Consider the following 20,199-nt stretch of genomic DNA (forward strand, 5'->3'; position numbering starts at 1 on the left):
AATCTTGAGCAAGGACCCTCCATGAACCACCGCACCGCCCTCGGCGCCCTGCACATTGGCGCGCTGTTCTTCGGCCTCACCGGCGTCTTCGGCAAGCTGGCCGCCAGCGCCAGCCCGGCGATCATCGTGTTCGGCCGCGCTGCCTTCGCCGTGCTCGCCCTGGCCCTGTTCGCCAGCCTGAGCGGCCCGGGCTGGCAACGCCTGAGCGGCCAGGATGGCCGCCGCCTGCTGCTTGGCGGCGTACTGCTGGCTGGCCACTGGGTCAGTTTTTTCGTCGCCGTGAAAGTCGCTGGCGTGGCCATTGCCACCCTCGGCTTTGCCAGCTTCCCGGCCTTTACCGTGATCCTCGAGGGCCTGCTGTTCCGCGAGCGTATCCGCCGCAACGAAGCCATGCTGGTGCTGCTGGTGAGCATCGGGCTGGTGTTGGTCACCCCAGCGTTCGACCTGGCCAGCCAGGCCACCGGCGGCCTGCTCTGGGCACTGCTGTCGGGGCTGCTGTTCGCCTTGCTGTCGCTCACCAACCGCGCCGGCTCCGGCCGCCTGCCGGCGGTGCAGGCGGCGCTGTGGCAGAACCTGGTGGTGGGCCTGTGCCTGCTGCCATTCGCGGGCCCGCAGTTGGCCGACGTAGCCAGCCAGGACTGGCTGTGGATCGCCCTGCTCGGCATCTTCTGCACCGCTGTCGCCCACAGCCTGTTCGTCGCCAGCCTGGCGGTGATCAAGGCGCGCACTGCCGCCGTGGTGTTCGGCATGGAGCCGGTCTATGGCATTGCGGTGGCCTGGGTGGTGTTCGCCGAAACCCCGACCCTGCGCATGCTGCTGGGCGGCGCGCTGATCATCTTCGCCATCGTGCTGTCCAGCCGCCTGGCCGCCGAGCAGGCACCCCGGCAACGGCCTGCGGCCGAGGGCAACTGATCATCGATCGTTGTGCCCCAGGTCACGCTGCGGGTCGATCTGGTCACGCACCCGCTGCTTAAGTACCTTGGCCTCCGGGAAGCCACCGTCCGCCTTGCGCTCCCAGATCTGCACGCCGTTGCAGGTGATGCGGAAGATCCCCCCGGTGCCCGGCTCCAGCGCCACCCGCCCGAGGTCATCGGCGAAGGTGCTGAGCAGTTCCTGGGCCAGCCAGGCCGCACGCAGCAGCCACTGGCACTGGGTGCAATAGGTGATCACGATTTCGGGTTTGCTGTCGGCCATGGTGCAACGTCTCCAGGTGAGTGGCCGCTTATACTAGCGGTCTTTAGCCCACGGTTTGAGACTCACGATGCGCCGTTTGCTGTTCTGTTTGCTGCTCGCCCTCACCGCCTTCACGGTTGGCGCTGCCGAACCGGCCAGGCCCAAGGTCGGCCTGGTGCTGTCCGGTGGCGCAGCCCGCGGCCTGGCCCACATCGGTGTGCTCAAGGCCCTGGAGGAACAGGGCGTGCGCATCGACGCCATCGCCGGCACCAGCATGGGCGCGGTGATCGGCGGCCTGTACGCCTCGGGCTACAGTGTCGAAGAGCTGGAAAAGCTCGCCACCACCCTCGACTGGCAACAGGCGCTGTCCGATGCCCCGCCGCGCAAGGACGTGCCGTTCCGGCGCAAGCAGGATGACCGCGACTTCCTGGTGAAGCAGAAACTCAGCTTTCGCGACGATGGCAGCCTGGGCCTGCCATTGGGCGTGATCCAGGGCCAGAACCTGTCCTTGCTGCTGGAAAGCAAGCTGGCACACACCGCCGACACCCGCGACTTCGACAAGCTGCCGATTCCTTTCCGAGCAGTGGCCACCGACATTGCCAGTGGCGAAAAAGTGGTGTTCAGCCGTGGCCACCTGCCCCAGGTGATCCGCGCCAGCATGTCGATCCCGGCGGTGTTCGCCCCGGTCGAACTGGACGGCCGGCTGCTGGTGGACGGCGGCATGGTCGACAACATCCCCGTGGACGTGGCCCGCGAAATGGGCGTGGACCTGGCCATCGTGGTCGACATCGGCACCCCGCTGCGTGACCGCAAGCAACTGGCCACGGTAGTCGACGTGCTCAACCAGTCGATCACCCTGATGACCCGACGCAACTCGGACGAACAGCTGGCCAGCCTGCACCGCGACGACATCCTCGTCCAGCCACCGCTGAGCGCCTTCGGGGTCACCGATTTCGGTCGCGCCCGGGAGATGATCGACGCCGGCTACCGCGCTACCCGCCTGCTCGCCCCTCGCCTGGCCGCCCTGCGCCAGCCCGAGGGCGACAGCAGCCTGGCGGTGGCCCGCTCGCCGCGCCAGCGCACACCAATCATCAGCGCGATCAGGATCGAGAACGACTCCAAGGTCAGCGACGAGGTCATCCGTTCGTACATCCGCCAGCCAATCGATGCGCCGCTGGAACTGGACCGTCTGCAGACCGACATGGGCACGCTGTATGGCCTGGACTACTTCGACCGGGTGCAGTATCGCGTGGTCCACAAGGGCGACGACAACACCCTGGTGATCAACGCCCGGGGCCGACGCGGTGGCACCGACTACCTGCGCCTGGGCCTCAACCTGTCGGACGACCTGCGCGGCGACAGCGCCTTCAACCTCGGCGCCAGCTACCGGGTCAACGGCATCAACAGCCTCGGTGCCGAATGGCTGACGCGTGGCCAGATCGGCGACCAGCAGGAACTCTATAGTGAGTTCTACCAGCCGCTGGATGTGGGCTCGCGCTATTTCATCGCGCCGTACCTGGACTTCAATTCGCAGAACATCGAAGCGACCCTGGACAACGACCCCGTCGCCGAGTACCGCCTGGAGCGTTACGGCTTTGGCCTCAACGTGGGCCGGCAGATCGGCACCAACGGCGAGGTGCGCCTGGGCGTGGGCAAGGCCTGGGGCGAAGCGGAGGTGCGCATTGGCGACCAGGACTTGCCCAAGGTCAGTTTCAACGAAGGCTTCTACGAGCTGAAGTACTCGTTCGACACCCTCGACAACGTGTACTTCCCGCATCGCGGCGAGGATATCGGCCTGACCTTGCGTAAGTACGACAAGTCGCTGGATTCCGACCAGGATTACCGGCAGTGGCTGATCAACCTGGACAAGGCCATCAGCAGCGGGCCGAACACCTTCGTGCTGGGTGGGCGCTACGGGCGCACGCTGGACGCTACCGAAGTGGTCACGTCGAGCTTCGTGCTGGGTGGGGCGAGAGAGCTGTCCGGCTTCCGCCAGGACTCGGTGTCCGGGCAGAACATGAGCCTGCTGCGCATGGTCTATTATCGCCGCCTGACGCCACGGGCCTACCTGCCGCTGGACTTCCCGTTGTACCTCGGCGGGTCACTGGAACGTGGGCGGGCGTGGAACAACGACAACGCGTTCGACAGCGGCTACATCAACGCGGCAAGCATCTTCCTGGGGCTGGAGACGCCGTTGGGGCCGTTGAATTTCACCTATGGCGCCAACAGCGCGCATGAGCAGGCGGTGTACCTGAACCTGGGGCATACCTTCTGAACCGTCGGGGCTGCCTTGCAGCCCATCGCGACACCAGGCCGCTCCTACAGGCGCACCTCACCCTGTAGGAGCGGCCTGGTGTCGCGATGGGCCGCAAAGCGGCCCCAGGGCCACTCAGGATTTCTCCAGGTTGGCCAGGATCCTGGCATGCACCCGCATGCACACCTGCAGGTCGGCCTCATCCACCCCGGTGAACAACTCCACCCGCAGCTGGTTGGCAATGGTCTCGATCTGGTCGATCAGCGGCTTGGCCGGCGGGCACAGCACGATCTTCTTCGCTCGCCGGTCCTCCAGCACCGCCTGCCGGCGCACCAGCCCCTGCGCCTCCAGGCTGTCGAGCAGGCGCGCCAGGGTCGGGCCTTCGACACCCACGCTCTGGGCCAGCTCGCGCTGGGTCGGGGCCTCTTCGAAACGGGCCAGGTGCAGCAACACCAGCCAACGCGCCTGGGACAGGTTGAGCCCGGCCAGGCGGCGGTCCAGCTCGGCACGCCAACCCCGGGACATCTGGGCCAGCTGCATGCCGAAGCGGTGTTGATTGTCGGTCAAGGGCATAAGCAACTCATTGAACAGATCTAATTATTAGGCAGCTAACCATGGCCCGCTCCACGAGGCAAGGCTCGGGCCCTGGTGACTGGCCGATTATCGTGCAAAAACATGACAAAGGTCAGTAGAGGGCACTGCCGTCGAGCCTGGCGTCGGTCACAGCTCGAACTCCGCCGCCAGTGCCGCCCGTACGCAATACAGCACGCCTTCCGGCACGCGGCCACCGAACAACGGCGCAACGGCCGACACCGGTGGCAGCTCGCCCTCGCCGTCGAGGAAGGCATCCTGCACCTCCATCATCAGGTCTTCCGGCAGGTCCAGGGCCTGTTCCAGGCTCAGCTCCTGGCGGCCAAGTGCCTCGGCCAGCAGGCTGTAGACGTTCTTTTCGCTGCAATCGAGCTGCCCGGCGATCTGCGCCGGGGTCATGCCGGCGCGGGCCAGGCTGACCAGTTCGTGGCGCAGGTCGAGCACCACTTTCGGCGCCTCGTCGGTGCCGCCGCTGTTGTTCAGCACTTCGAGGAAGGCCTGGCCATAACGCTCCAGCTTGCGCGCCCCCACGCCGCTGACCTGGGCCATGTCGCTGAGGCTGACCGGCTGGCTGCGCAACATCTCCAGCAGCGTCGAATCGGGGAAGATGACGTAGGGCGGCACGCTGTGTTCCTCGGCCAGCTTGCGCCGCAAGGTGCGCAGCGCCTCCCACAGTTCGCGCTCCTCGGCACGCACCAGTTGGCTGGCCGGGCTGCCACCGCCGGACGACGAAGGCCTGGCGCTGGTCTGCGGCTTGAGGTCGCGGCGCAGCTGCAAGGTCACTTCGCCACGCAGCAGCGGCCGGCAGCTGTCGGACAGGCGCAGGCCGCCATAGCCTTCCAGGTCGATATCGACCAAGCCACGCGCCACCAACTGGCGGAACAGCGAACGCCATTCGACCTCGGCCAGGCCCTTGCCGACGCCAAACACCGAGAGCTTCTCATGGCCGAAATTGCGTACCTTCTCGGTGTCCTTGCCCAGCAGCACGTCGACCAGGTGGCCGACACCGTAGCGCTGCCCGGTGCGGAACACTGCCGACAGCGCCTGGCGAGCCGGCTCGGTGGCGTCCCAGGTCTGCACCTGGTCGACACAGTTGTCGCAGTGCCCGCACGGCTGTTCGAGGGTTTCATCGAAATAGGCCAGCAGCGCCTGGCGCCGGCAGCGGGTTTCTTCGCACAGCGCCAGCATGGCGTCGAGCTTGTGCTGCTCGATGCGCTTGTGGCGCTCGTCGCCTTCGGAGTTCTGCAGCATCTGCTTGAGCATCACCATGTCCTGCAGGCCGTAGGCCATCCAGGCATCGGACGGCAGGCCGTCACGGCCGGCGCGGCCGGTCTCCTGGTAGTACGCCTCCAGCGACTTGGGCAGGTCGAGGTGGGCGACGAAGCGCACGTTGGGCTTGTCGATGCCCATGCCGAAGGCAATGGTGGCGACCATGATCAGCCCCTCCTCGTTGAGGAACCGGTGCTGGTTGGCCGCGCGCGTCTCGGCAGGCAGGCCAGCGTGATAAGGCAGCGCCGGGAAGCCCTGGTCGCAGAGGAAGGCGGCGGTTTCGTCGACCTTCTTGCGCGACAGGCAATAGACGATGCCAGCGTTGCCACGGCGTTCGCCGAGGAAGGCCATCAGCTGCTTGCGTGGCGCCTCCTTGGGCACGATGCGGTAGAAGATGTTGGGCCGGTCGAAGCTCGACAGGAAGCGCTCGGCACCTTGCAGGTGCAGGCGCTGCACGATCTCTTCGCGGGTACGCATGTCGGCCGTGGCGGTGAGGGCGATGCGCGGCACATGCGGGAACAGCTCGGCCAGCTGGCCAAGTTGCAGGTACTCGGGGCGGAAGTCGTGCCCCCATTGCGACACGCAGTGGGCTTCGTCGATGGCGAACAAGGCGATGTCCAGGTCGCGCAGGAAGTCGAGCATGCGTGGTTGCACCAGGCGCTCCGGCGCCAGGTACAGCATTTTTACTTCGCCGCGGCGCAGGCGCCCGGCCAGTTCACGCTGCTGCTCCGGGGTCAGCGTGGAGTTCAGAGCGGCGGCCGGCACCCCCAGTTCATCGAGCGTGGCAACCTGGTCGTCCATCAGCGCGATCAGCGGCGAGACCACCACCGTCAGGCCCGGACGCAGCAAACCCGGTACCTGGAAACACAACGACTTGCCGCCACCGGTGGGCATCAGCACCAGGGCATCGCCGCCATTGGCCACGCAGTCGATGATCGCTGCCTGGCGCCCGCGGAAACTGTCGTAGCCGAAGACGTCCTTGAGAACGCGCTGAGCCTGTTCGAGCATGTGCAACTCCACAAATCGCCGTACCATCCTGGACACAGGCTGGACGAAAAACCCGCCCCGCACACGCCAAATGCGTAAGCGGTTTTTGCCAGGCAGCCGGCAAAACCTGCCCCTGGATGAAAAATCGCGGAGTATACCGCAGCACCGCACCGCGCAGGGCACACGGTGATAGAGGTTCCCTTTCCCCCGCCGCCGCCGCAAGGTGCTAGAATTCGTTATCGTTTATTCCCAAGGTAGCCCCGTAATGTCCTTCGCCGAGCAACTGACCCGCCTGCAAACCTTCCTCGACGCCGACGATCTGCACGAAGAAGCGCTGGACTACGTCGCCGCCCACGGCTACCTCACCGCCTTGTCGATCAACGCTGAGGAGGTGCCGGAGCGCGAGTGGATCGACGCCCTGTTCGCCGAAGAACCGCATTACGCCAGCGAGGCCCAGCGCACCGAAATCGAAGCCACCCTGGTGGCGCTCAAGGCGCACATCGCCCGCCAGCTGGCCAGTGACGACGAGTTCGAGCTGCCGTGCGAACTCGACCTGACCGACGAGCCGGACGATTCCGACCTGCGCGGCTGGTGCATCGGCTTCATGGAAGGCGTGTTCCTGCGTGAAGAGGCCTGGTTCGAGAACGCCGAAGAAGAAGTCAGCGAGATGCTGCTGCCGATCATGGTCGGTTCGGGCCTGTTCGACGAGCAGCCAGAGTTCGCCGACATCGCCAGCAACCCCAACCTGCAGGACGACATGATCGTACAGATCCCTGAAGCGCTGACGGCGCTGTTCCTGCTGCTGCACGCACCTGACGAAAAGCCGGCGCTGCTCAAGCCTCGCCACCACTGAGTCGCCTGTGCGCTACGTGCTGCTGGCCACCGGCTGGCTCAGCGTTGCGCTGGGGGTGTTGGGGATCTTCCTGCCGGTATTGCCGACCACCCCATTCCTGCTTCTGGCGGCGGCCTGCTTTGCCCGCAGCTCGCCGCGCTTTCACCACTGGCTGGTCCACCACCCCAAGCTCGGGCCGTGGATTCGCGACTACCTCAGTGGTGAAGGCATTCCCCTCAAGGGCAAGCTCTACGCCATCGGCCTGATGTGGGCCAGTATCGGCCTGTCATGCTACCTGGTCCCCCTGTTCTGGGCTCGCAGCTTCATGCTGGCGAGCGCCGTATTGGTCAGCCTGTACATCCTCAGCCAGAAGACCCTCCGCCGGCCGAAGTGACAATATTTTGTCGCCAAATATCAATTTCGCCTAGCGGCTGTCCTATTTATCCGAAATCATTCTGGAACCCGCGCAAAGCCCCGTATTTACTGGCTTTAACGGCTTGCCTCGGCGCTTTGAAACGGGCACGTACACCTGTTTTTTAGATTGAACAGACCTTATATGGCTTTTTGATATGAATAAATCTTCTTATTTATCATGATGAATGTACTTAGCTGTGTCGTTAAAAACCTGCAACACTATGTGCGATAACTTTATCGTCATTTTTTTGGCGAGCAGCAGGATCAATTCCAGGATCAGGGAGATGTACCATGCGCGTTTTGAACCCCATCACCAGTGCGTTACTGTTGGCCCTGGCGAGTGCCAACGTACAGGCGATGTCGATCACCGAGGCTGTCCAAAACGCCGTGGACTACCATCCGCAAATCAGCTCCAACCGCAACAGCAAGCTGTCGGCCGATGAAGATGTGAAATTTGCGCGTGGTGGCTACTACCCTTCCGTGGACCTGGTCGCTGGCTATGGCCGCCAGCGTTCGGACAACACCAGCACCCGTGCCCAGGGCAACCACAACAAGGAAACCCTCAACTACACCCAGTCCGAGCTGCGCCTGCGGCAGATGATCTTCGACGGCTTCAACACCTCCAATGAAGTCGGCCGCACCGAAGCGGTCTCGACCTCTCGCGCCTACTACACCCAGGCCGTAGCGCAGGATGTTGCCCTGCGTGCAGTCGAGGTGTACCTGGAAGTGCTCAAGCGCCGTGAGCTGGTCACCCTGGCCAAGAACAACCTGCAAGCCCACCTGCGGGTCAACGACCAGATCGGCCTGCGCAACGAGCGCGGTGTCGGCAGCACCGCCGACCTCGACCAGTCCCGCGCACGTCGCGCCCTGGCGGAAAACAACCTGGACACCGCGGAAGTCGACCTGGCCGACGCCGAGGCCAACTTCTTCAGCGTGGTCGGGCGCATGCCGGACGAGCTGGAAGCCCCGCCGTCGATCAAGGTGGCAATGCCCGCCAACCTCGAGGAAGCTCGCGAGGGCATGCGCCAGAACAACCCGTACATCAAGTCGGCCCAGGCTGATGTCAACGCTGCCGAGAAGCAGTACGAAGTGGCCAAGTCGACCTTCTACCCACGCTTCGACGCCATCCTGGCCACCGGTGCCAACAACAACACCGGCGGCGAGAAAGGCCACAACAACAACGATTGGCAGGCCGGCGTGGAGATGAACTACAACCTGTTCCGCGGCGGCAGCGACAAGGCTCGCCTGCAGTCCGACGCGCACAAGATCAACCAGGCCCTGGACATCCGCAACAACGCCCTGCGTGAGCTGACCGAGAACCTGAGCCTGGCGTGGAACGCCATGAACAACGCCAGCAAGCAGCTGCCGACCGCACGTGAATACGCCGAAACGACCAAGCGCGTGCGTGCCGCCTACCAGGACCAGTTCGGCCTGGGCCAGCGTACCCTGCTGGACGTACTGGACAGTGAAAACGAGCTGTACAACGCCGACCGCCGCTACACCGAAGTACGTTATACCGAGGAATTCTCGCGTTACCGCGTGCTGGCGACCATGGGCGAGTTGTTGAGCAAGCAACGCATTTCGCTGCCACCGGAGGCGCTGGCTTCTACTGAAGTGACCACCGAGGCGCGTTTGCCCGAGATGCGTTGATCGGTTTGCGATTGCCGGGGCCGCTTGGCGGCCCCCGGCCGTCACTCGGTGCCGTGGTTACGCTGGTATGTCTCGACACCCATGGCCTTGATCTGCCCCTCGATCAATGCCTCGAACGGCGCCAGCAGCGCATCGAAGCTGGCCGGCTGTTCCAGTGCATTCAATGCCGCCACCACCGCCTCGATGGTCGACAACGCCCCCGCCTCCGGCGCCTTGCGCAACCGATAGCGCGACGGCGCAACAGCCCCTAGCGTCACCCTCGGCAACGCCTCCAGCAGCGGGTTCAGGTACAACAGCTTGCGCGCCTTGCGCCAGGTGCCGTCAGGCACGATCAACAGCAAGGGTTCGTCGTGCGCCTGGTGGTAAGGCGCCAGCACCCGGGCCTGATCGCCAGGGAACAACAGGGCCGGCCGATAGCCGGGCGTCGCCAGCAAGGCGGGCAGGTCGTCGAACACTTCGCCGACCCGCAGTTCGGCATTGGTCAGGCCCAGGGCAGCCAGGCGGGCGGTGTTGAGCGCATGGTTGGTTTCACTGCGGTGCTGCAGCAGGATGACGCGGGTGCGGCTGTCGAGTGCCGGAATCAGTGGGCAGAGGCAATGGTCGAGCGGGCGCTGGCAGCGCTCGCAGCGGGGTCTGGGCATGGGGTTCTCCTTGGCCGGAGCAGTTTGCCACAAACCCGGGGCCGGCAAAGCGGCCCCCGGCCAGCTCAGCGGTTGAAACGCTCGGCCAGGCTGTGCAGGTACTCGGCCATGCGCTCCAGGTCCTGGCTGATTTCCGCGCCTTGCCTGGCCTGCCCGGCGCTCTCGTCGCACAGGTGGGCAATCCGCACGATCTGCTGGTTGATATCCTCGGCGACATGGCTCTGTTGCTCCGACGCAGTCGCCATCTGCTGGCTCATGCCAGTGATCCGGCTGACCGCCTGGGCAATACCGCTCAACGCTGCCTGTACCGCCTCGACACTGTGCACGCTGTCGCGTGAAATCTGTTCGCCACGGCTGGCAGTGCTCACCGCCCGCTCGGCCCCGGCACGCAACGAGGCGATGATCTGGTGGATCTCCTCGGTCGACGCGCGGGTACGCTGGGCCAGTGAGCGCACTTCGTCCGCCACCACGGCAAAGCCGCGCCCCTGCTCACCGGCGCGGGCCGCCTCGATGGCCGCGTTGAGCGCCAGCAGGTTGGTCTGCTCGGCGATCGAGGTAATCACATCGACCACGCTGCCAATCGACTGGGTCTGTTCGGCCAGGGCATTGACCGCCTGGCCGATGTCATTCACCGCATCGCTCATGCTGCCCATGGCCTTCAGGCTCTGCAGCGCCAGCTCGCTGCCCTGCTGCGCCAGCTGGTCGGCATCGCCGGCGGCGTGTGCCGTGCTCTGCACGTTGTGGGTGACCTGCTGGATGGTCGCCGCCATCTGCGCGATGGCGGTGGCGGACTGGTCGGTCTCGTTGCGCTGGCGGTCGAGCATCTGCGCCTGGGCATCGGACAGGCCAGCCGACTGCGCGGCCCGCGACTTCACCCCGACGCCGGCATCGACCAGGCGGGTCAGAGCTGTTTGCAGGCGGGCCTCTTCACTGATGATGGCCAGGTCAAGCTGGCCTTGCAGGCCTGGGTTGTCGCTGTAGGTCAGCGCCACCAGCGGGCTGGTGAAGGCCTTGGGGTGTTCGGCCAAGGTACGGCGAATGGCCTGGTTCTGGCGCAGCTCCACCAGGTACCAGGCCAGCAGCAGGCTGGCCATCAGCACGCCCAGCGCGGCATAAGGCGGCAGCCACAGGTAGCCTGCCGCCGACAGCAGGCCAGCACCGATCAACGGCCAGCCGTGGCCCAGCCCATGCCCCAGGCGCGCCGCCCACGGCACCGGCGCACGGCCGGCCCGCAAGCGTGCATACAACGCTTCGGCGCGGCGGATCTGCTCGCGCGTGGGCACCGAGCGCACCGACTCGTAGCCACTGATGCGGCCCTGCTCGTAGATCGCCGTGACATAAGCGCTGACCCAGTAGAAATCGCCGTTCTTCGCCCGGTTCTTGACCACGCCCATCCACGGTTTGCCCTGCTTGATGGTGTCCCACATATGGCCGAACACGGCTGGCGGCATGTCCGGGTGACGCACCAGGTTATGCGGTTGGCCGACCAGCTCGTCATAGGTGAAACCGCTGATCGCCACGAAGGCGTCGTTACAGTAGGTGATGCGGCTGTTGAGGTCGGTGGTGGATATCAGGCGTTGATCGCTGGAGAAGGTTCTTTCGTGCTCAGTGACGGGCAAATTCATGCGCATCTTGGGCGATCCTTGCAGGATAATTTAAGGGAAAAATCATCAGCGCAAGTTGATATGTAGCAGAGCGCTATCAGTTTAGCGGCCCGCATTTGCAGGAATTTTAAGGCGTCCCGACGGAATGTTATCAACGCCGTGTCTATCAGCCGACGTTGAGCTGGCTTTTCAACAGGTCGCGGAAGGTCTGGATCAGCGGTTCACGGCTGCGCCCACGGCGGATGATCAACGAAAACGGCGCCTGGTAACCGAAGGTGGAAGGCGACAGCACGCGCAGGTCGCCCTTGTCGACCCAGGCCTGGGCATAGTGTTCGGGCAGGTAGCCGATGTAGGCGCCGGACAGAATCAGGATCAGCTGCGCTTCCATGCTTTCCACCGTCGCCGCACTGTGCTTGAAGCCATGCCGGGCCAGCTCGGCCTGGCTCCAGTAGCCGCGCCCGACCATGCGTTGCTGGGTCACCACTTGCTCGGGGATCCGCCGCTCGCCATACAGCGGGTGGCGGCTGCTGCAGTACAACCAGTGCTGTTCGCGGTACAGCGGCTGATACAGCAGCCCGCTCATGCGCGAGGAAAACGCCCCGATGGCCAGGTCCAGGCGGTTGTCCTGCACGCCCAGTTGCAGTTCGTAAGGGCTGGACACCGACAGGTGCAGGTGCACCGCCGGGTGTTCCTGGCTATAAGCGCCGATGGCTTCGGCCAGCGGCAAGGCCCGGTCACCGACCGTGGAGTCGATCACGCCAAGGTTGAGCGTGCCGCGCAACTCGCCCTTGAGCGCAGCGGCGTACTGTTCGAAACCGTCCAGCTCGGCCAACAGGCGCAGGGTTTCCTGGTGGAACAGCTCGCCCTTGCTGGTGAGGCTGAAGCCGCCACGGCCACGGTGGCACAGCACGATGCCCAGGGCACCTTCGAGCTGGCTCATGTAGGTACTGATGGCTGAAGTCGACAGGTTCAGCTCGCGCTGGGCGTTGGCGAAACCCTGGTGGCGTACCACGCTGACGAAGATGCGCAGCAGTTTCAGGTCGGGCAAGGTCGAGGCCATGGTGCAACGGTTCCACAACGGTATTTGCGCGCAGTCTAACCGCTGTGCACGCGTTCAGTTCAGAAATTCCTGAACTAAGTATTTGCCGGCAGCGATTTTTCCCCGGCAGCGCCTTCAGCAGACTTGGCCGAAATAGCCCTGCCCGCCGTCAACCAACAGGCGTGCGGCGGCACAGGTTCGAACAAACAGAACAATCGACCGACTGATGAGGCCCACCGTGGACAAGATTCTCCACCAACCACTGGGCGGCAACGAAATGCCGCGTTTCGGCGGCATCGCCACCATGCTTCGCCTTCCCCACCTGCAAACTGCCCAAGGCCTGGACGCCGCGTTCATCGGCGTACCCTTGGACATCGGCACCTCGCTGCGCTCCGGCACCCGCTTCGGGCCACGGCAGATCCGCGCCGAATCGGTGATGATCCGCCCGTACAACATGGCCACCGGGGCCGCCCCGTTCGACTCGCTGTCGGTGGCCGACATCGGTGACGTGGCGATCAACACCTTCAACCTGCTGGACGCCGTGCGCATCATCGAAGAAGCGTATGACGAGATCCTCGAGCACAATATCATCCCGCTGACCCTGGGCGGCGACCACACCATCACCCTGCCGATCCTGCGCGCGCTGCACAAGAAGCACGGCAAGATCGGCCTGGTGCACATCGATGCCCACGCCGACGTCAACGACCACATGTTCGGCGAAAAGATCGCCCACGGCACCACCTTCCGCCGCGCCGTGGAAGAAGGCCTGCTCGATTGCGAGCGCGTGGTGCAGATCGGCCTGCGCGCCCAGGGCTACACCGCCGATGACTTCAACTGGAGCCGCCGCCAGGGCTTCCGCGTGGTCCAGGCCGAAGAGTGCTGGCACCAGTCGCTGGTACCGCTGATGGCCGAAGTGCGGGAAAAGGTCGGCGGCGGCCCGGTGTACCTGTCGTTCGACATCGATGGCATCGACCCGGCCTGGGCGCCGGGCACCGGCACCCCGGAAATCGGCGGCTTGACCACCATCCAGGCGATGGAGATCATTCGCGGCTGCCACGGCCTGGACCTGATCGGCTGTGACCTGGTCGAAGTCTCCCCGCCTTACGACACCACCGGCAACACCTCATTGCTCGGTGCCAACCTGCTGTTCGAGATGCTCTGCGTGCTACCGGGCGTTGTCCGCCGGTAAACGACGGCCCTTGGTAGGAGCGGCCTTGTGTCGCACCTACCAAAAGCGCCCGCAGTAGTTGCTACACCCCCGGCAGGAGCCATGAGGGAGGGCCACTGAGGCCCGCCAACACACGACAGGACCGCCGGGCGCCGTGAACCCGCCCGGGTGGTCGATCTCGCCATAATAAAGATAATCGGGAGACCCCCAATGGCCTTGGACATCATTGTTGTAATGATCTACACCGCCGGCATGCTCGGGCTTGGCTGGTATGGCATGCGCCGCGCGAAAACCCACGAAGACTACCTGGTTGCCGGGCGCAACCTCGGCCCGGTGCTGTACATGGGTACCATGGCCACCACCGTGCTCGGTGGCGCCTCCACCGTTGGCACCGTACGCCTGGGCTATGTGCACGGCATTTCCGGCTTCTGGCTGTGTGCCGCCCTGGGCCTGGGTATCATCGCGCTGAACCTGTTCCTGGCCAAACCCCTGCTGCGCCTGCGCATCTTCACCGTGACCCAGGTGCTGGAACAGCGCTACAACCCCACCGCACGCCAGGCCAGCGCGGTGATCATGCTGGCCTATGCACTGATGATCGGGGTGACCTCGACCTTGGCCATGGCCACGGTACTGCAGGTGCTGCTGGACCTGCCGTTCTGGGCCTCGCTGCTGCTCGGCGGTGGCGTGGTGGTGCTGTACTCGACCATCGGCGGCATGTGGTCGCTGACCCTCACCGACATCGTGCAGTTCGTGATCAAGACCGTCGGCCTGATGTTCATCCTGCTGCCGGTGTGCCTGTACAAGGCCGGTGGCTGGGATACCCTGGTGGCCAAGCTGCCGGCGGCCAGCTTCCAGCTGACCACCATTGGCTGGGACACCATCATCACCTACTTCCTGATCTACTTCTTCGGCATCCTCATCGGCCAGGACATCTGGCAGCGGGTATTCACTGCCCGTGACGAGAAGGTCTGCCAGCGTGCCGGTACCACCGCAGGTGTGTACTGCGTGCTGTACGGCCTGGCCTGCGCCACCATCGGCATGGCCGCGCATGTGCTGATGCCCGACCTGGCCAACCCGAACAACGCCTTTGCCGAAATGATCAAGACCACCCTGCCCGATGGCATCCGTGGCTTGCTGATGGCAGCGGCGCTGGCGGCGATGATGTCCACCGCGAGTGCCGGCCTGCTGGCCGCGTCGACCACCCTGACCGAAGACCTGCTGCCCAAGCTGCGTGGCGGCAAACAATCGAGCCTGGCCGTCAGCCGCCTGTTCACCCTGCTCACCGGCCTGGTGGTGCTGGGCATCGCGCTGGTGGTGAACGACGTGATCAGCGCCCTGACCCTGGCCTACAACCTGCTGGTCGGCGGCATGCTGATCCCGCTGATCGGGGCGATCTTCTGGAAGCGCGCGACCACCGCCGGGGCCATCGCCAGCATGTCGCTGGGCTTTGCCACCGCGTTGCTGTTCATGTTCCTGGACGGCCTGGAGGCCAACACCCCGATCTACTACAGCCTGGTGGTTGGCCTGGTGAGCTTCGTGCTGGTGAGCCTGCTGTCGCGCAAAGCGGTGACGGCGGTGAAGCTGGCCTGATCGACCGCCTGTACCGGCCCTGGCGTCGGTACAGGCGTTATCCATGGACCAGATACAAGAAGGCCGCTGCACCCGCACAGGTGCAGCGGCCTTTGTCTGTATCAGCGACGACGCGGTTGGCGCTTGCGCTGCTCTTCATCAGTCGGGATCGGTACCGGCTGCAGGGGTGGCGGGATCAGCCCCAAGGCGACAGCCAGGTCGTGGAGCCAGTTGGACAGTGGTTTATTCATAATGCCCCCTTGACGGGTCAGCCTCACGGCAATTCAATCCTGCGATGTTTCATACAGATCATAGCCCCATGTTCTGTATAACGCATGCCTCTGTGCCTACAGATACGGGCCATTTTGATACGGATCAAGCCGTAACGGGGCATTCCGACGACTGGTTAATCGTTTCGCTTTGTTGCAGGTCGATCCACGCCTGCAAATTCGCCCCGCGCATGCCCTGGCGCCACATCAACCAGGTGACCGCCTGATCGAACGGCGCCTGCAAGCGGTGCACTCGCACCCGGTCACGCCCGGGCAGGCTATCAAGCATCGACTGGGCCATCAGCGCCACCCCCGCACCGGCGATCACGCAGGCCAGCATGCTTTGGTACGACTCGATCTCCATCACCCGGCCCATCGGCGTATGGGCATGGGCATACCAGGCCTCCAGGCGCATGCGGTACGAACAGCCCTGGCGGAAGGTGAACACCGCCTTGCCCGCCACGTCCCGGGCCGTGTGCACCGGTGGGTGCTCGGGGCTGGTGATCAGCACCAGTTGCTCGTCGCACAGCGGCACGCCATCCAGCCCGGCCAGGCTTGGCGGGCCATCCACCAACGCGGCGTCCAGGCTGTGGTTGAGCAGGCCCTCCAGCAGCTCGCCACTGGGCGCCGCACGCACCTGCAGGTTTACCGCTGGATAGGCCTGGTGATAACGCGCCAAGAGCCCCGGCAGATGCGTCGCCGCCGTGCTGTACATGGTCCCCAGCACAAAATCCCCGGCTGGCTGGCCGCCGCGCACGGCAGCCTGGGCCTCGTCGCGCAAGGCGGCCAGACGCTGGGCGTAGTCCAGCAGCACCTTGCCCGCTGGCGACAGCTGCAGGCGCTGGCGTTCACGCAGGAACAGCTCGACGCCCAGGTGTTCTTCAAGCTGGCGTAAGCGCGTCGACAGGTTCGACGGCACGCGGTGCAGGCGCTCTGCGGCGCGGGTGAGCGAGCCCTCCTCGGCCACCGCCTGGAAGATACGCAGCTGGCTGAATTCCACGGCATTCTCCAAAACAGAACAACTTGATCATCATTATTCAATTTTATTGAAAATGAAACCGCCCTAACCTGCCGGTCATCGCTTCCACCGTGCAGGAGACCTGTGATGTCGCCACTCATTCAACTGCTGGCCAGCGCCGTGGCGCTGATGATGGCCATGGGCATTGGCCGTTTCGCCCTGACCCCGCAGCTGCCGCAGCTGATCGCCGAGGGTCAGTTCGACCTGACGGCAGCCGGGCTGGCGGCCGCGGCCAACTATCTGGGCTACTTCCTCGGCGCGCTCGATGCGATGTTCGCCCGCTCGCCTATCCAGGTGCGCCTGCGCCTGCAGGGTGGGCTGTGGCTGTGCGTGGTACTGACACTGGCCTCGTCGGCTGCCGACGGTTTCTGGGGCCACCTGCTGCTGCGCTTCGGTACGGGCGTGGCCAGCGCCTGGGTGCTGGTGATGATCACCAGCCTCAGCCAGCAACTGGCCAATGCCCATAACCGCCAGAGCCTGGGTGCGCTGGTATTCGCCGGGCCCGGCCTGGGCATCGCGCTGACCGGCTTGCTGGCACTGCTCGCACATCGGCTGGGGCTGGGGTCGGCAGCGCTGTGGCTGATCTATGCCGTGGCGGCACTGCTGATGCTGCTGGCGATCAGGCCCTGGCTACCCCAGGCACTGCAGGCAGCGCCCGCACCGCCTGTGCAGCAGGGCCGGCAACGGCGTGTCGGTATCGGCCGCCTGGGGCTGGTGTATGCCCTGTATGGCGTGGGTTACATCCTGCCGGCCACCTTCCTGTCGCAAATGGCCAGCCAGCAGTTTCACGGGCAGTGGCTGGCCGACCTGTTCTGGCCGGCGTTCGGCCTGGCGGCGGCGCTGGGTGTGCTGCTGGTGAGCCTGCGCCGCGGCGGGCGTACTTCGACCTGGCTGACCGTCACCCTGTGGTTGCAAGGGTTGGGTGTGCTGGCCTGCCTGATTGGCGGGGGTGTCGGGCTGGCCTTGGGCGTGGTGCTGTGTGGCGCGCCATTCCTGGCTTGCATGCAACTGGTGATGCAACGTTCGCGAGAGCTGGCGCCGCACGCGACACAGCGCAATGCCGGGTTGCTGACGGCGTGCTTTGCCCTGGGGCAGTTGAGCGGGCCGCTGCTGGCGGCGCTGAGCAGCCATTACAGTGGCGGGCTGCAACCCGCGCTGATGCTGGCGGCGGCTGGGCTGGTGGTGGCCGGTGGGCTGGTGCAACTGGCGGGTAATGCACAGCAGGACAATGCATGCCAGGCCAGGATCACATCCTGATAGCTGTTACCGTACTGGCCTGTTCGTTTCATCCGCGAACAGGCCGGCAACGGCGGCAAATCAACCGACAAGCCGCCGCAGTTGCTGTTTCACCCACGGCTCGGCACTCACCAGGACCACTCCCAGCAGCACCATCAACGCGCCGATCACGAAGTTCATGCTCAACGGCTCATCCAGCAGCAGCACGCCAAAGGTGACCCCGAACAGCGGGGTAATGAACGAAAATACCGCCAGGTTCGACGCCAGGTATTTGCGCAGCAACCAGAACCATGTCAGGTAACTGATGAACGACACCACGATGCCCTGGAACAGCACGCTGCCGATTGCCAGCGGGGTCAATACCACCGCACCGATCTGCCCGCTGAGCAAGGCAATCAGCAGCAGCCCGGCAAAGCCCACCGCCAGTTGGTAGAACAGGGTCAGGGTGGCGGGCGCTTCCGACAGCCGCGAGCAGCGCACCACCACGGTGGTCGCCCCCCAGGCCAGGCCGGCAATCACGCCAAAGGCATCCCCCAGCAGGGTACGGCCATCCATCTGCTCGAACGACATGCCACCGGCGAATGCCGTGGCGATGCCGCCGAAGGCCAGCAGAATGCCCAGCCATTGCAGCAACCGCAGGCGTTCGCTGGGCAGGCGGAAGTGCAGGCCCAAGGCGGTGAACACCGGCGCGGTATAGAGAAACACCGACATGTGCGCCGCCGAGGTCAGCTTCAGCCCCTCGGCAATGAACAGAAACTCGAGGCCGAACAAGCCACCTGCCAACACCCCGGCACGCCAGGTACCGCCGAGTTGGCCCCAACCGCCGCGCCAGCACAGCATCAGCCCTACCAGCACGGCGGCAATACCGTTGCGCAGCGCCGCCTGCATCACCGGCGCGATATCGACAGCGGCGGTCTTGATCAGCACCTGCTGGCAGCCCCAGATCAGGCACAGCCCCAGCATCACCTGCAAGGCAAAGGCGTCGGGGTTCTTGCGGACCGCGCTCATCGGCGGGCCTTCGGAGTAATCATGGGCATGGGCAAGGGCAAGGGCTCGGCAGTGTTCGGAAGCTACCGATTATCGGGTTTCCAGGGCTGCCCTTGCCAGCCTCAAAACGACCTCAGGCAATCTGCGCCTTCGCCGACACCTGTTCGAAGATGGTTTCGTCCAGCGCATCCTCCTGCTCGTCGAGCACCTGACGCGGGTGCTCGAAGCCGGGGATGCTGCTGTCGATCAGGCTCATCAGCCGCGAACCGCGCTCGGTCAGCACGAAATTCTCACCGTTGCCGCCATCCTCTTCGGGGCGGCTTTCGATGTAGCCACGTTCGAACAGCAGCTTTTCGTATTCGCAGGCACGGGTTTTAAGGTGGTCCAGGTCGCCCACCGGCTCTCCCTTGGCGGCCAGTGCCGCAGCGTGCTGCTCGGCATAAGGGCGTGGCGTGAAGCTGTGACCGGCGCCGTTCTGCACCTCGTGCAGCAAGCGTTCGATCAGGTCCCAGTCGTAGGCGATGCTCATGGCTATGGGCTCCTGCTGTGGACGGAAGGGGTACACAGGGTGGGACCCGTCGTGACTGCCGAGCGTTCCGAAAGATCTCAGCGTTGACGTTGCTGCGCCTGCATGTACTGGCGCAACAACTGATTGATCCGGGTCTGGTAGCCGCTACCCTGCCCCTTGAACCAGGCGAGGACATCGGAATCCAGGCGAATGGTCACTGCCTGCTTGGCTGGCACTCGCAATTCAGCCTCGCGGAAGAAATTTTCATCCAGTTCGGGAATATCCGAGGTATCAATAGCTCGGTCGTCCTGGCCGGCCAGGCGACTCCAATCAGTTTTCGATGCTTTGGTCATAGTGTTTGGACATCTGGTGGCTTTGCGTGCAGAGGCTGAGACTAGCAATCGACAATTATTCACTGGCCGCAGATCGCTTTGGGAAAAGGACTACTGCTTGAAGCGGAAGCAACCTAACCAACCAGCGAGCAAGCCTCGGTTAGCGCTGGGTATAGCCATCGGTCGAAGCCGCTGAACCAATGGCCAGGCACACACCTCCACTGGGCATCACCAACGCCTGAGGTATAAAGGATGAAACCGCTGCTGCCCATTGCCTGCGCCACGGCCCTGTTCTGCGCCCTGCCCGTCTGGGCCTGCGCACCGGAGGAAGCGACGCAGAAGCGTGAAGAACTGGCCGGGCTGGTTACCCAGCTGACCGAGCAGAACCCGCAGAAGGCCAAGGAGATCAATGACGAGCTGCAAGGAATGGAGCTGGGAACGGCGAGCAAGGACTTGCCCGACAAGTGTCAGCTGATCGACAAGCGGATCAAGGAGCTGAAAGCGGCAGAGAACAAGGCTGACTGACCGCTTGCCGCCGGCGTGCGCCCTGTAGGAGCGGCCTTGCGTCGCGAAAGGGCCGCAAAGCGGCCCCCGGATGGATGCGTCAGTGCGGGAATCTTGGGGCTGCTGCGCAGCCCTTTCGCGACGCAAGGCCGCT

General features: G+C 64.6%; 20 protein-coding genes. 9 read left to right on the plus strand and 11 right to left on the minus strand.

Translation table 11 applies throughout. The annotated features are described in order from the left end of the window. The first annotated feature begins 21 nt into the window (after positions 1-21). Complete coding sequence (locus tag HG549_RS18590) at positions 22-912, plus strand: DMT family transporter (RefSeq protein ID WP_170031275.1); 891 nt, start codon at positions 22-24, stop codon at positions 910-912. Here the strand turns inward: HG549_RS18590 and HG549_RS18595 are convergent, their stop codons facing one another. Next, entirely contained in the window at positions 913-1,194 is a 282-nt protein-coding gene (locus HG549_RS18595) for a SelT/SelW/SelH family protein (RefSeq protein ID WP_003259082.1), read from the minus strand. It lies immediately after the preceding gene. A 67-nt stretch (positions 1,195-1,261) separates the two neighbouring features. Between HG549_RS18595 and HG549_RS18600 the strand changes: the two genes are divergently transcribed. Next, positions 1,262-3,448 (plus strand): patatin-like phospholipase family protein, encoded by a 2,187-nt coding sequence (locus HG549_RS18600; RefSeq protein ID WP_170031277.1) that lies wholly within the window; start codon positions 1,262-1,264, stop codon positions 3,446-3,448. A 114-nt stretch (positions 3,449-3,562) separates the two neighbouring features. Here the strand turns inward: HG549_RS18600 and HG549_RS18605 are convergent, their stop codons facing one another. Beyond that, the gene (locus tag HG549_RS18605; RefSeq protein ID WP_170031279.1) at positions 3,563-4,000 is read right to left on the minus strand and encodes a MarR family transcriptional regulator; all 438 of its coding nucleotides are present in this window, start codon (positions 3,998-4,000) and stop codon (positions 3,563-3,565) included. A 147-nt stretch (positions 4,001-4,147) separates the two neighbouring features. Then, on the minus strand, positions 4,148-6,295 hold the full coding sequence (gene recQ / locus HG549_RS18610) for a DNA helicase RecQ (protein WP_170031281.1): 2,148 nt from the start codon (positions 6,293-6,295) through the stop codon (positions 4,148-4,150). Positions 6,296-6,539: 244 nt separating this feature from the next. Here recQ and HG549_RS18615 point away from each other — a divergent pair, with 244 nt between their 5' ends. From HG549_RS18615 to HG549_RS18625, 3 genes are all read left to right on the plus strand, one after another. Further along, the gene (locus HG549_RS18615; RefSeq protein ID WP_170031283.1) at positions 6,540-7,127 is read left to right on the plus strand and encodes a YecA family protein; all 588 of its coding nucleotides are present in this window, start codon (positions 6,540-6,542) and stop codon (positions 7,125-7,127) included. Positions 7,128-7,134: 7 nt separating this feature from the next. Beyond that, positions 7,135-7,500, plus strand: coding sequence for a YbaN family protein (locus HG549_RS18620; protein ID WP_170031285.1), 366 nt, complete (start codon positions 7,135-7,137; stop codon positions 7,498-7,500). 311 nt (positions 7,501-7,811) lie between these two features. Continuing rightward, positions 7,812-9,170, plus strand: coding sequence for a TolC family outer membrane protein (locus HG549_RS18625; protein WP_170031287.1), 1,359 nt, complete (start codon positions 7,812-7,814; stop codon positions 9,168-9,170). Between the two features lie 41 nt (positions 9,171-9,211). On the opposite strand, the gene HG549_RS18630 is transcribed toward HG549_RS18625, so the two are convergent. The 3 genes from HG549_RS18630 to HG549_RS18640 form a co-directional block, all read right to left on the minus strand. Beyond that, positions 9,212-9,811 carry a tRNA-uridine aminocarboxypropyltransferase gene (locus HG549_RS18630; protein ID WP_170031289.1) on the minus strand — a complete coding sequence of 200 codons (600 nt, stop codon included), beginning with the start codon at positions 9,809-9,811 and terminating at the stop codon, positions 9,212-9,214. Between the two features lie 65 nt (positions 9,812-9,876). Beyond that, on the minus strand, positions 9,877-11,442 hold the full coding sequence (locus tag HG549_RS18635) for a PAS domain-containing methyl-accepting chemotaxis protein (RefSeq protein ID WP_170031291.1): 1,566 nt from the start codon (positions 11,440-11,442) through the stop codon (positions 9,877-9,879). A 139-nt stretch (positions 11,443-11,581) separates the two neighbouring features. Next, positions 11,582-12,475 carry a LysR family transcriptional regulator gene (locus tag HG549_RS18640; RefSeq protein WP_051099419.1) on the minus strand — a complete coding sequence of 298 codons (894 nt, stop codon included), beginning with the start codon at positions 12,473-12,475 and terminating at the stop codon, positions 11,582-11,584. Between the two features lie 217 nt (positions 12,476-12,692). Here HG549_RS18640 and speB point away from each other — a divergent pair, with 217 nt between their 5' ends. Both speB and HG549_RS18650 read left to right on the plus strand, forming a co-directional pair. Continuing rightward, positions 12,693-13,643: an agmatinase gene (gene speB / locus HG549_RS18645; RefSeq protein ID WP_170031293.1), complete on the plus strand. Its 951-nt coding sequence runs from the start codon at positions 12,693-12,695 to the stop codon at positions 13,641-13,643. Positions 13,644-13,832: 189 nt separating this feature from the next. Next, positions 13,833-15,212 (plus strand): sodium:solute symporter, encoded by a 1,380-nt coding sequence (locus HG549_RS18650; protein WP_170031295.1) that lies wholly within the window; start codon positions 13,833-13,835, stop codon positions 15,210-15,212. A gap of 101 nt (positions 15,213-15,313) precedes the next feature. Here HG549_RS18650 and HG549_RS26075 read toward each other — a convergent pair whose 3' ends face one another. Both HG549_RS26075 and HG549_RS18655 read right to left on the minus strand, forming a co-directional pair. Next, the gene (locus HG549_RS26075) at positions 15,314-15,442 is read right to left on the minus strand and encodes a PA1414 family protein (RefSeq protein ID WP_009683677.1); all 129 of its coding nucleotides are present in this window, start codon (positions 15,440-15,442) and stop codon (positions 15,314-15,316) included. Positions 15,443-15,566: 124 nt separating this feature from the next. After that, positions 15,567-16,460, minus strand: a complete 894-nt coding sequence (locus tag HG549_RS18655) for a LysR family transcriptional regulator (RefSeq protein WP_170031297.1) — start codon at positions 16,458-16,460, stop codon at positions 15,567-15,569. Between the two features lie 105 nt (positions 16,461-16,565). Between HG549_RS18655 and HG549_RS18660 the strand changes: the two genes are divergently transcribed. Continuing rightward, a complete protein-coding gene (locus HG549_RS18660; RefSeq protein ID WP_170031299.1) occupies positions 16,566-17,735 on the plus strand; it encodes an MFS transporter in 1,170 nt (389 codons plus the stop codon). 60 nt (positions 17,736-17,795) lie between these two features. Here HG549_RS18660 and HG549_RS18665 read toward each other — a convergent pair whose 3' ends face one another. The 3 genes from HG549_RS18665 to HG549_RS18675 all read right to left on the minus strand — a co-directional run bounded on the left by HG549_RS18665 (position 17,796) and on the right by HG549_RS18675 (position 19,562). Further along, positions 17,796-18,722: a DMT family transporter gene (locus HG549_RS18665; protein ID WP_170031301.1), complete on the minus strand. Its 927-nt coding sequence runs from the start codon at positions 18,720-18,722 to the stop codon at positions 17,796-17,798. A gap of 112 nt (positions 18,723-18,834) precedes the next feature. Next, complete coding sequence (locus HG549_RS18670; protein WP_170031303.1) at positions 18,835-19,230, minus strand: transcriptional regulator; 396 nt, start codon at positions 19,228-19,230, stop codon at positions 18,835-18,837. Between the two features lie 77 nt (positions 19,231-19,307). Next, positions 19,308-19,562, minus strand: a complete 255-nt coding sequence (locus HG549_RS18675; protein ID WP_170031305.1) for a BrnA antitoxin family protein — start codon at positions 19,560-19,562, stop codon at positions 19,308-19,310. A 231-nt stretch (positions 19,563-19,793) separates the two neighbouring features. On the opposite strand from HG549_RS18675, the gene HG549_RS18680 reads away from it, so the two are divergent. Next, complete coding sequence (locus HG549_RS18680; RefSeq protein ID WP_170031307.1) at positions 19,794-20,066, plus strand: hypothetical protein; 273 nt, start codon at positions 19,794-19,796, stop codon at positions 20,064-20,066. The last annotated feature ends 133 nt before the right edge of the window (positions 20,067-20,199 follow it).

Source organism: Pseudomonas sp. SK (assembly GCF_012975065.1).
Classification (GTDB): domain Bacteria; phylum Pseudomonadota; class Gammaproteobacteria; order Pseudomonadales; family Pseudomonadaceae; genus Aquipseudomonas; species Aquipseudomonas anuradhapurensis.

What these genes read in the sequence shown, in the direction of transcription:
- HG549_RS18590 (WP_170031275.1), top strand. Translation starts at nt 22, where the DNA reads ATGAACCACCGCACCGCCCTCGGCGCCCTGCACATTGGCGCGCTGTTC.
- HG549_RS18630 (WP_170031289.1), bottom strand. Translation starts at nt 9,811, where the DNA reads ATGCCCAGACCCCGCTGCGAGCGCTGCCAGCGCCCGCTCGACCATTGC.
- HG549_RS18650 (WP_170031295.1), top strand. Translation starts at nt 13,833, where the DNA reads ATGGCCTTGGACATCATTGTTGTAATGATCTACACCGCCGGCATGCTC.
- HG549_RS18605 (WP_170031279.1), bottom strand. Translation starts at nt 4,000, where the DNA reads ATGCCCTTGACCGACAATCAACACCGCTTCGGCATGCAGCTGGCCCAG.
- HG549_RS18600 (WP_170031277.1), top strand. Translation starts at nt 1,262, where the DNA reads ATGCGCCGTTTGCTGTTCTGTTTGCTGCTCGCCCTCACCGCCTTCACG.
- HG549_RS18665 (WP_170031301.1), bottom strand. Translation starts at nt 18,722, where the DNA reads ATGAGCGCGGTCCGCAAGAACCCCGACGCCTTTGCCTTGCAGGTGATG.
- HG549_RS18680 (WP_170031307.1), top strand. Translation starts at nt 19,794, where the DNA reads ATGAAACCGCTGCTGCCCATTGCCTGCGCCACGGCCCTGTTCTGCGCC.
- HG549_RS18640 (WP_051099419.1), bottom strand. Translation starts at nt 12,475, where the DNA reads ATGGCCTCGACCTTGCCCGACCTGAAACTGCTGCGCATCTTCGTCAGC.
- recQ (WP_170031281.1), bottom strand. Translation starts at nt 6,295, where the DNA reads ATGCTCGAACAGGCTCAGCGCGTTCTCAAGGACGTCTTCGGCTACGAC.
- HG549_RS18660 (WP_170031299.1), top strand. Translation starts at nt 16,566, where the DNA reads ATGTCGCCACTCATTCAACTGCTGGCCAGCGCCGTGGCGCTGATGATG.
- HG549_RS26075 (WP_009683677.1), bottom strand. Translation starts at nt 15,442, where the DNA reads ATGAATAAACCACTGTCCAACTGGCTCCACGACCTGGCTGTCGCCTTG.
- HG549_RS18595 (WP_003259082.1), bottom strand. Translation starts at nt 1,194, where the DNA reads ATGGCCGACAGCAAACCCGAAATCGTGATCACCTATTGCACCCAGTGC.
- HG549_RS18635 (WP_170031291.1), bottom strand. Translation starts at nt 11,442, where the DNA reads ATGCGCATGAATTTGCCCGTCACTGAGCACGAAAGAACCTTCTCCAGC.
- HG549_RS18670 (WP_170031303.1), bottom strand. Translation starts at nt 19,230, where the DNA reads ATGAGCATCGCCTACGACTGGGACCTGATCGAACGCTTGCTGCACGAG.
- HG549_RS18615 (WP_170031283.1), top strand. Translation starts at nt 6,540, where the DNA reads ATGTCCTTCGCCGAGCAACTGACCCGCCTGCAAACCTTCCTCGACGCC.
- HG549_RS18675 (WP_170031305.1), bottom strand. Translation starts at nt 19,562, where the DNA reads ATGACCAAAGCATCGAAAACTGATTGGAGTCGCCTGGCCGGCCAGGAC.
- HG549_RS18625 (WP_170031287.1), top strand. Translation starts at nt 7,812, where the DNA reads ATGCGCGTTTTGAACCCCATCACCAGTGCGTTACTGTTGGCCCTGGCG.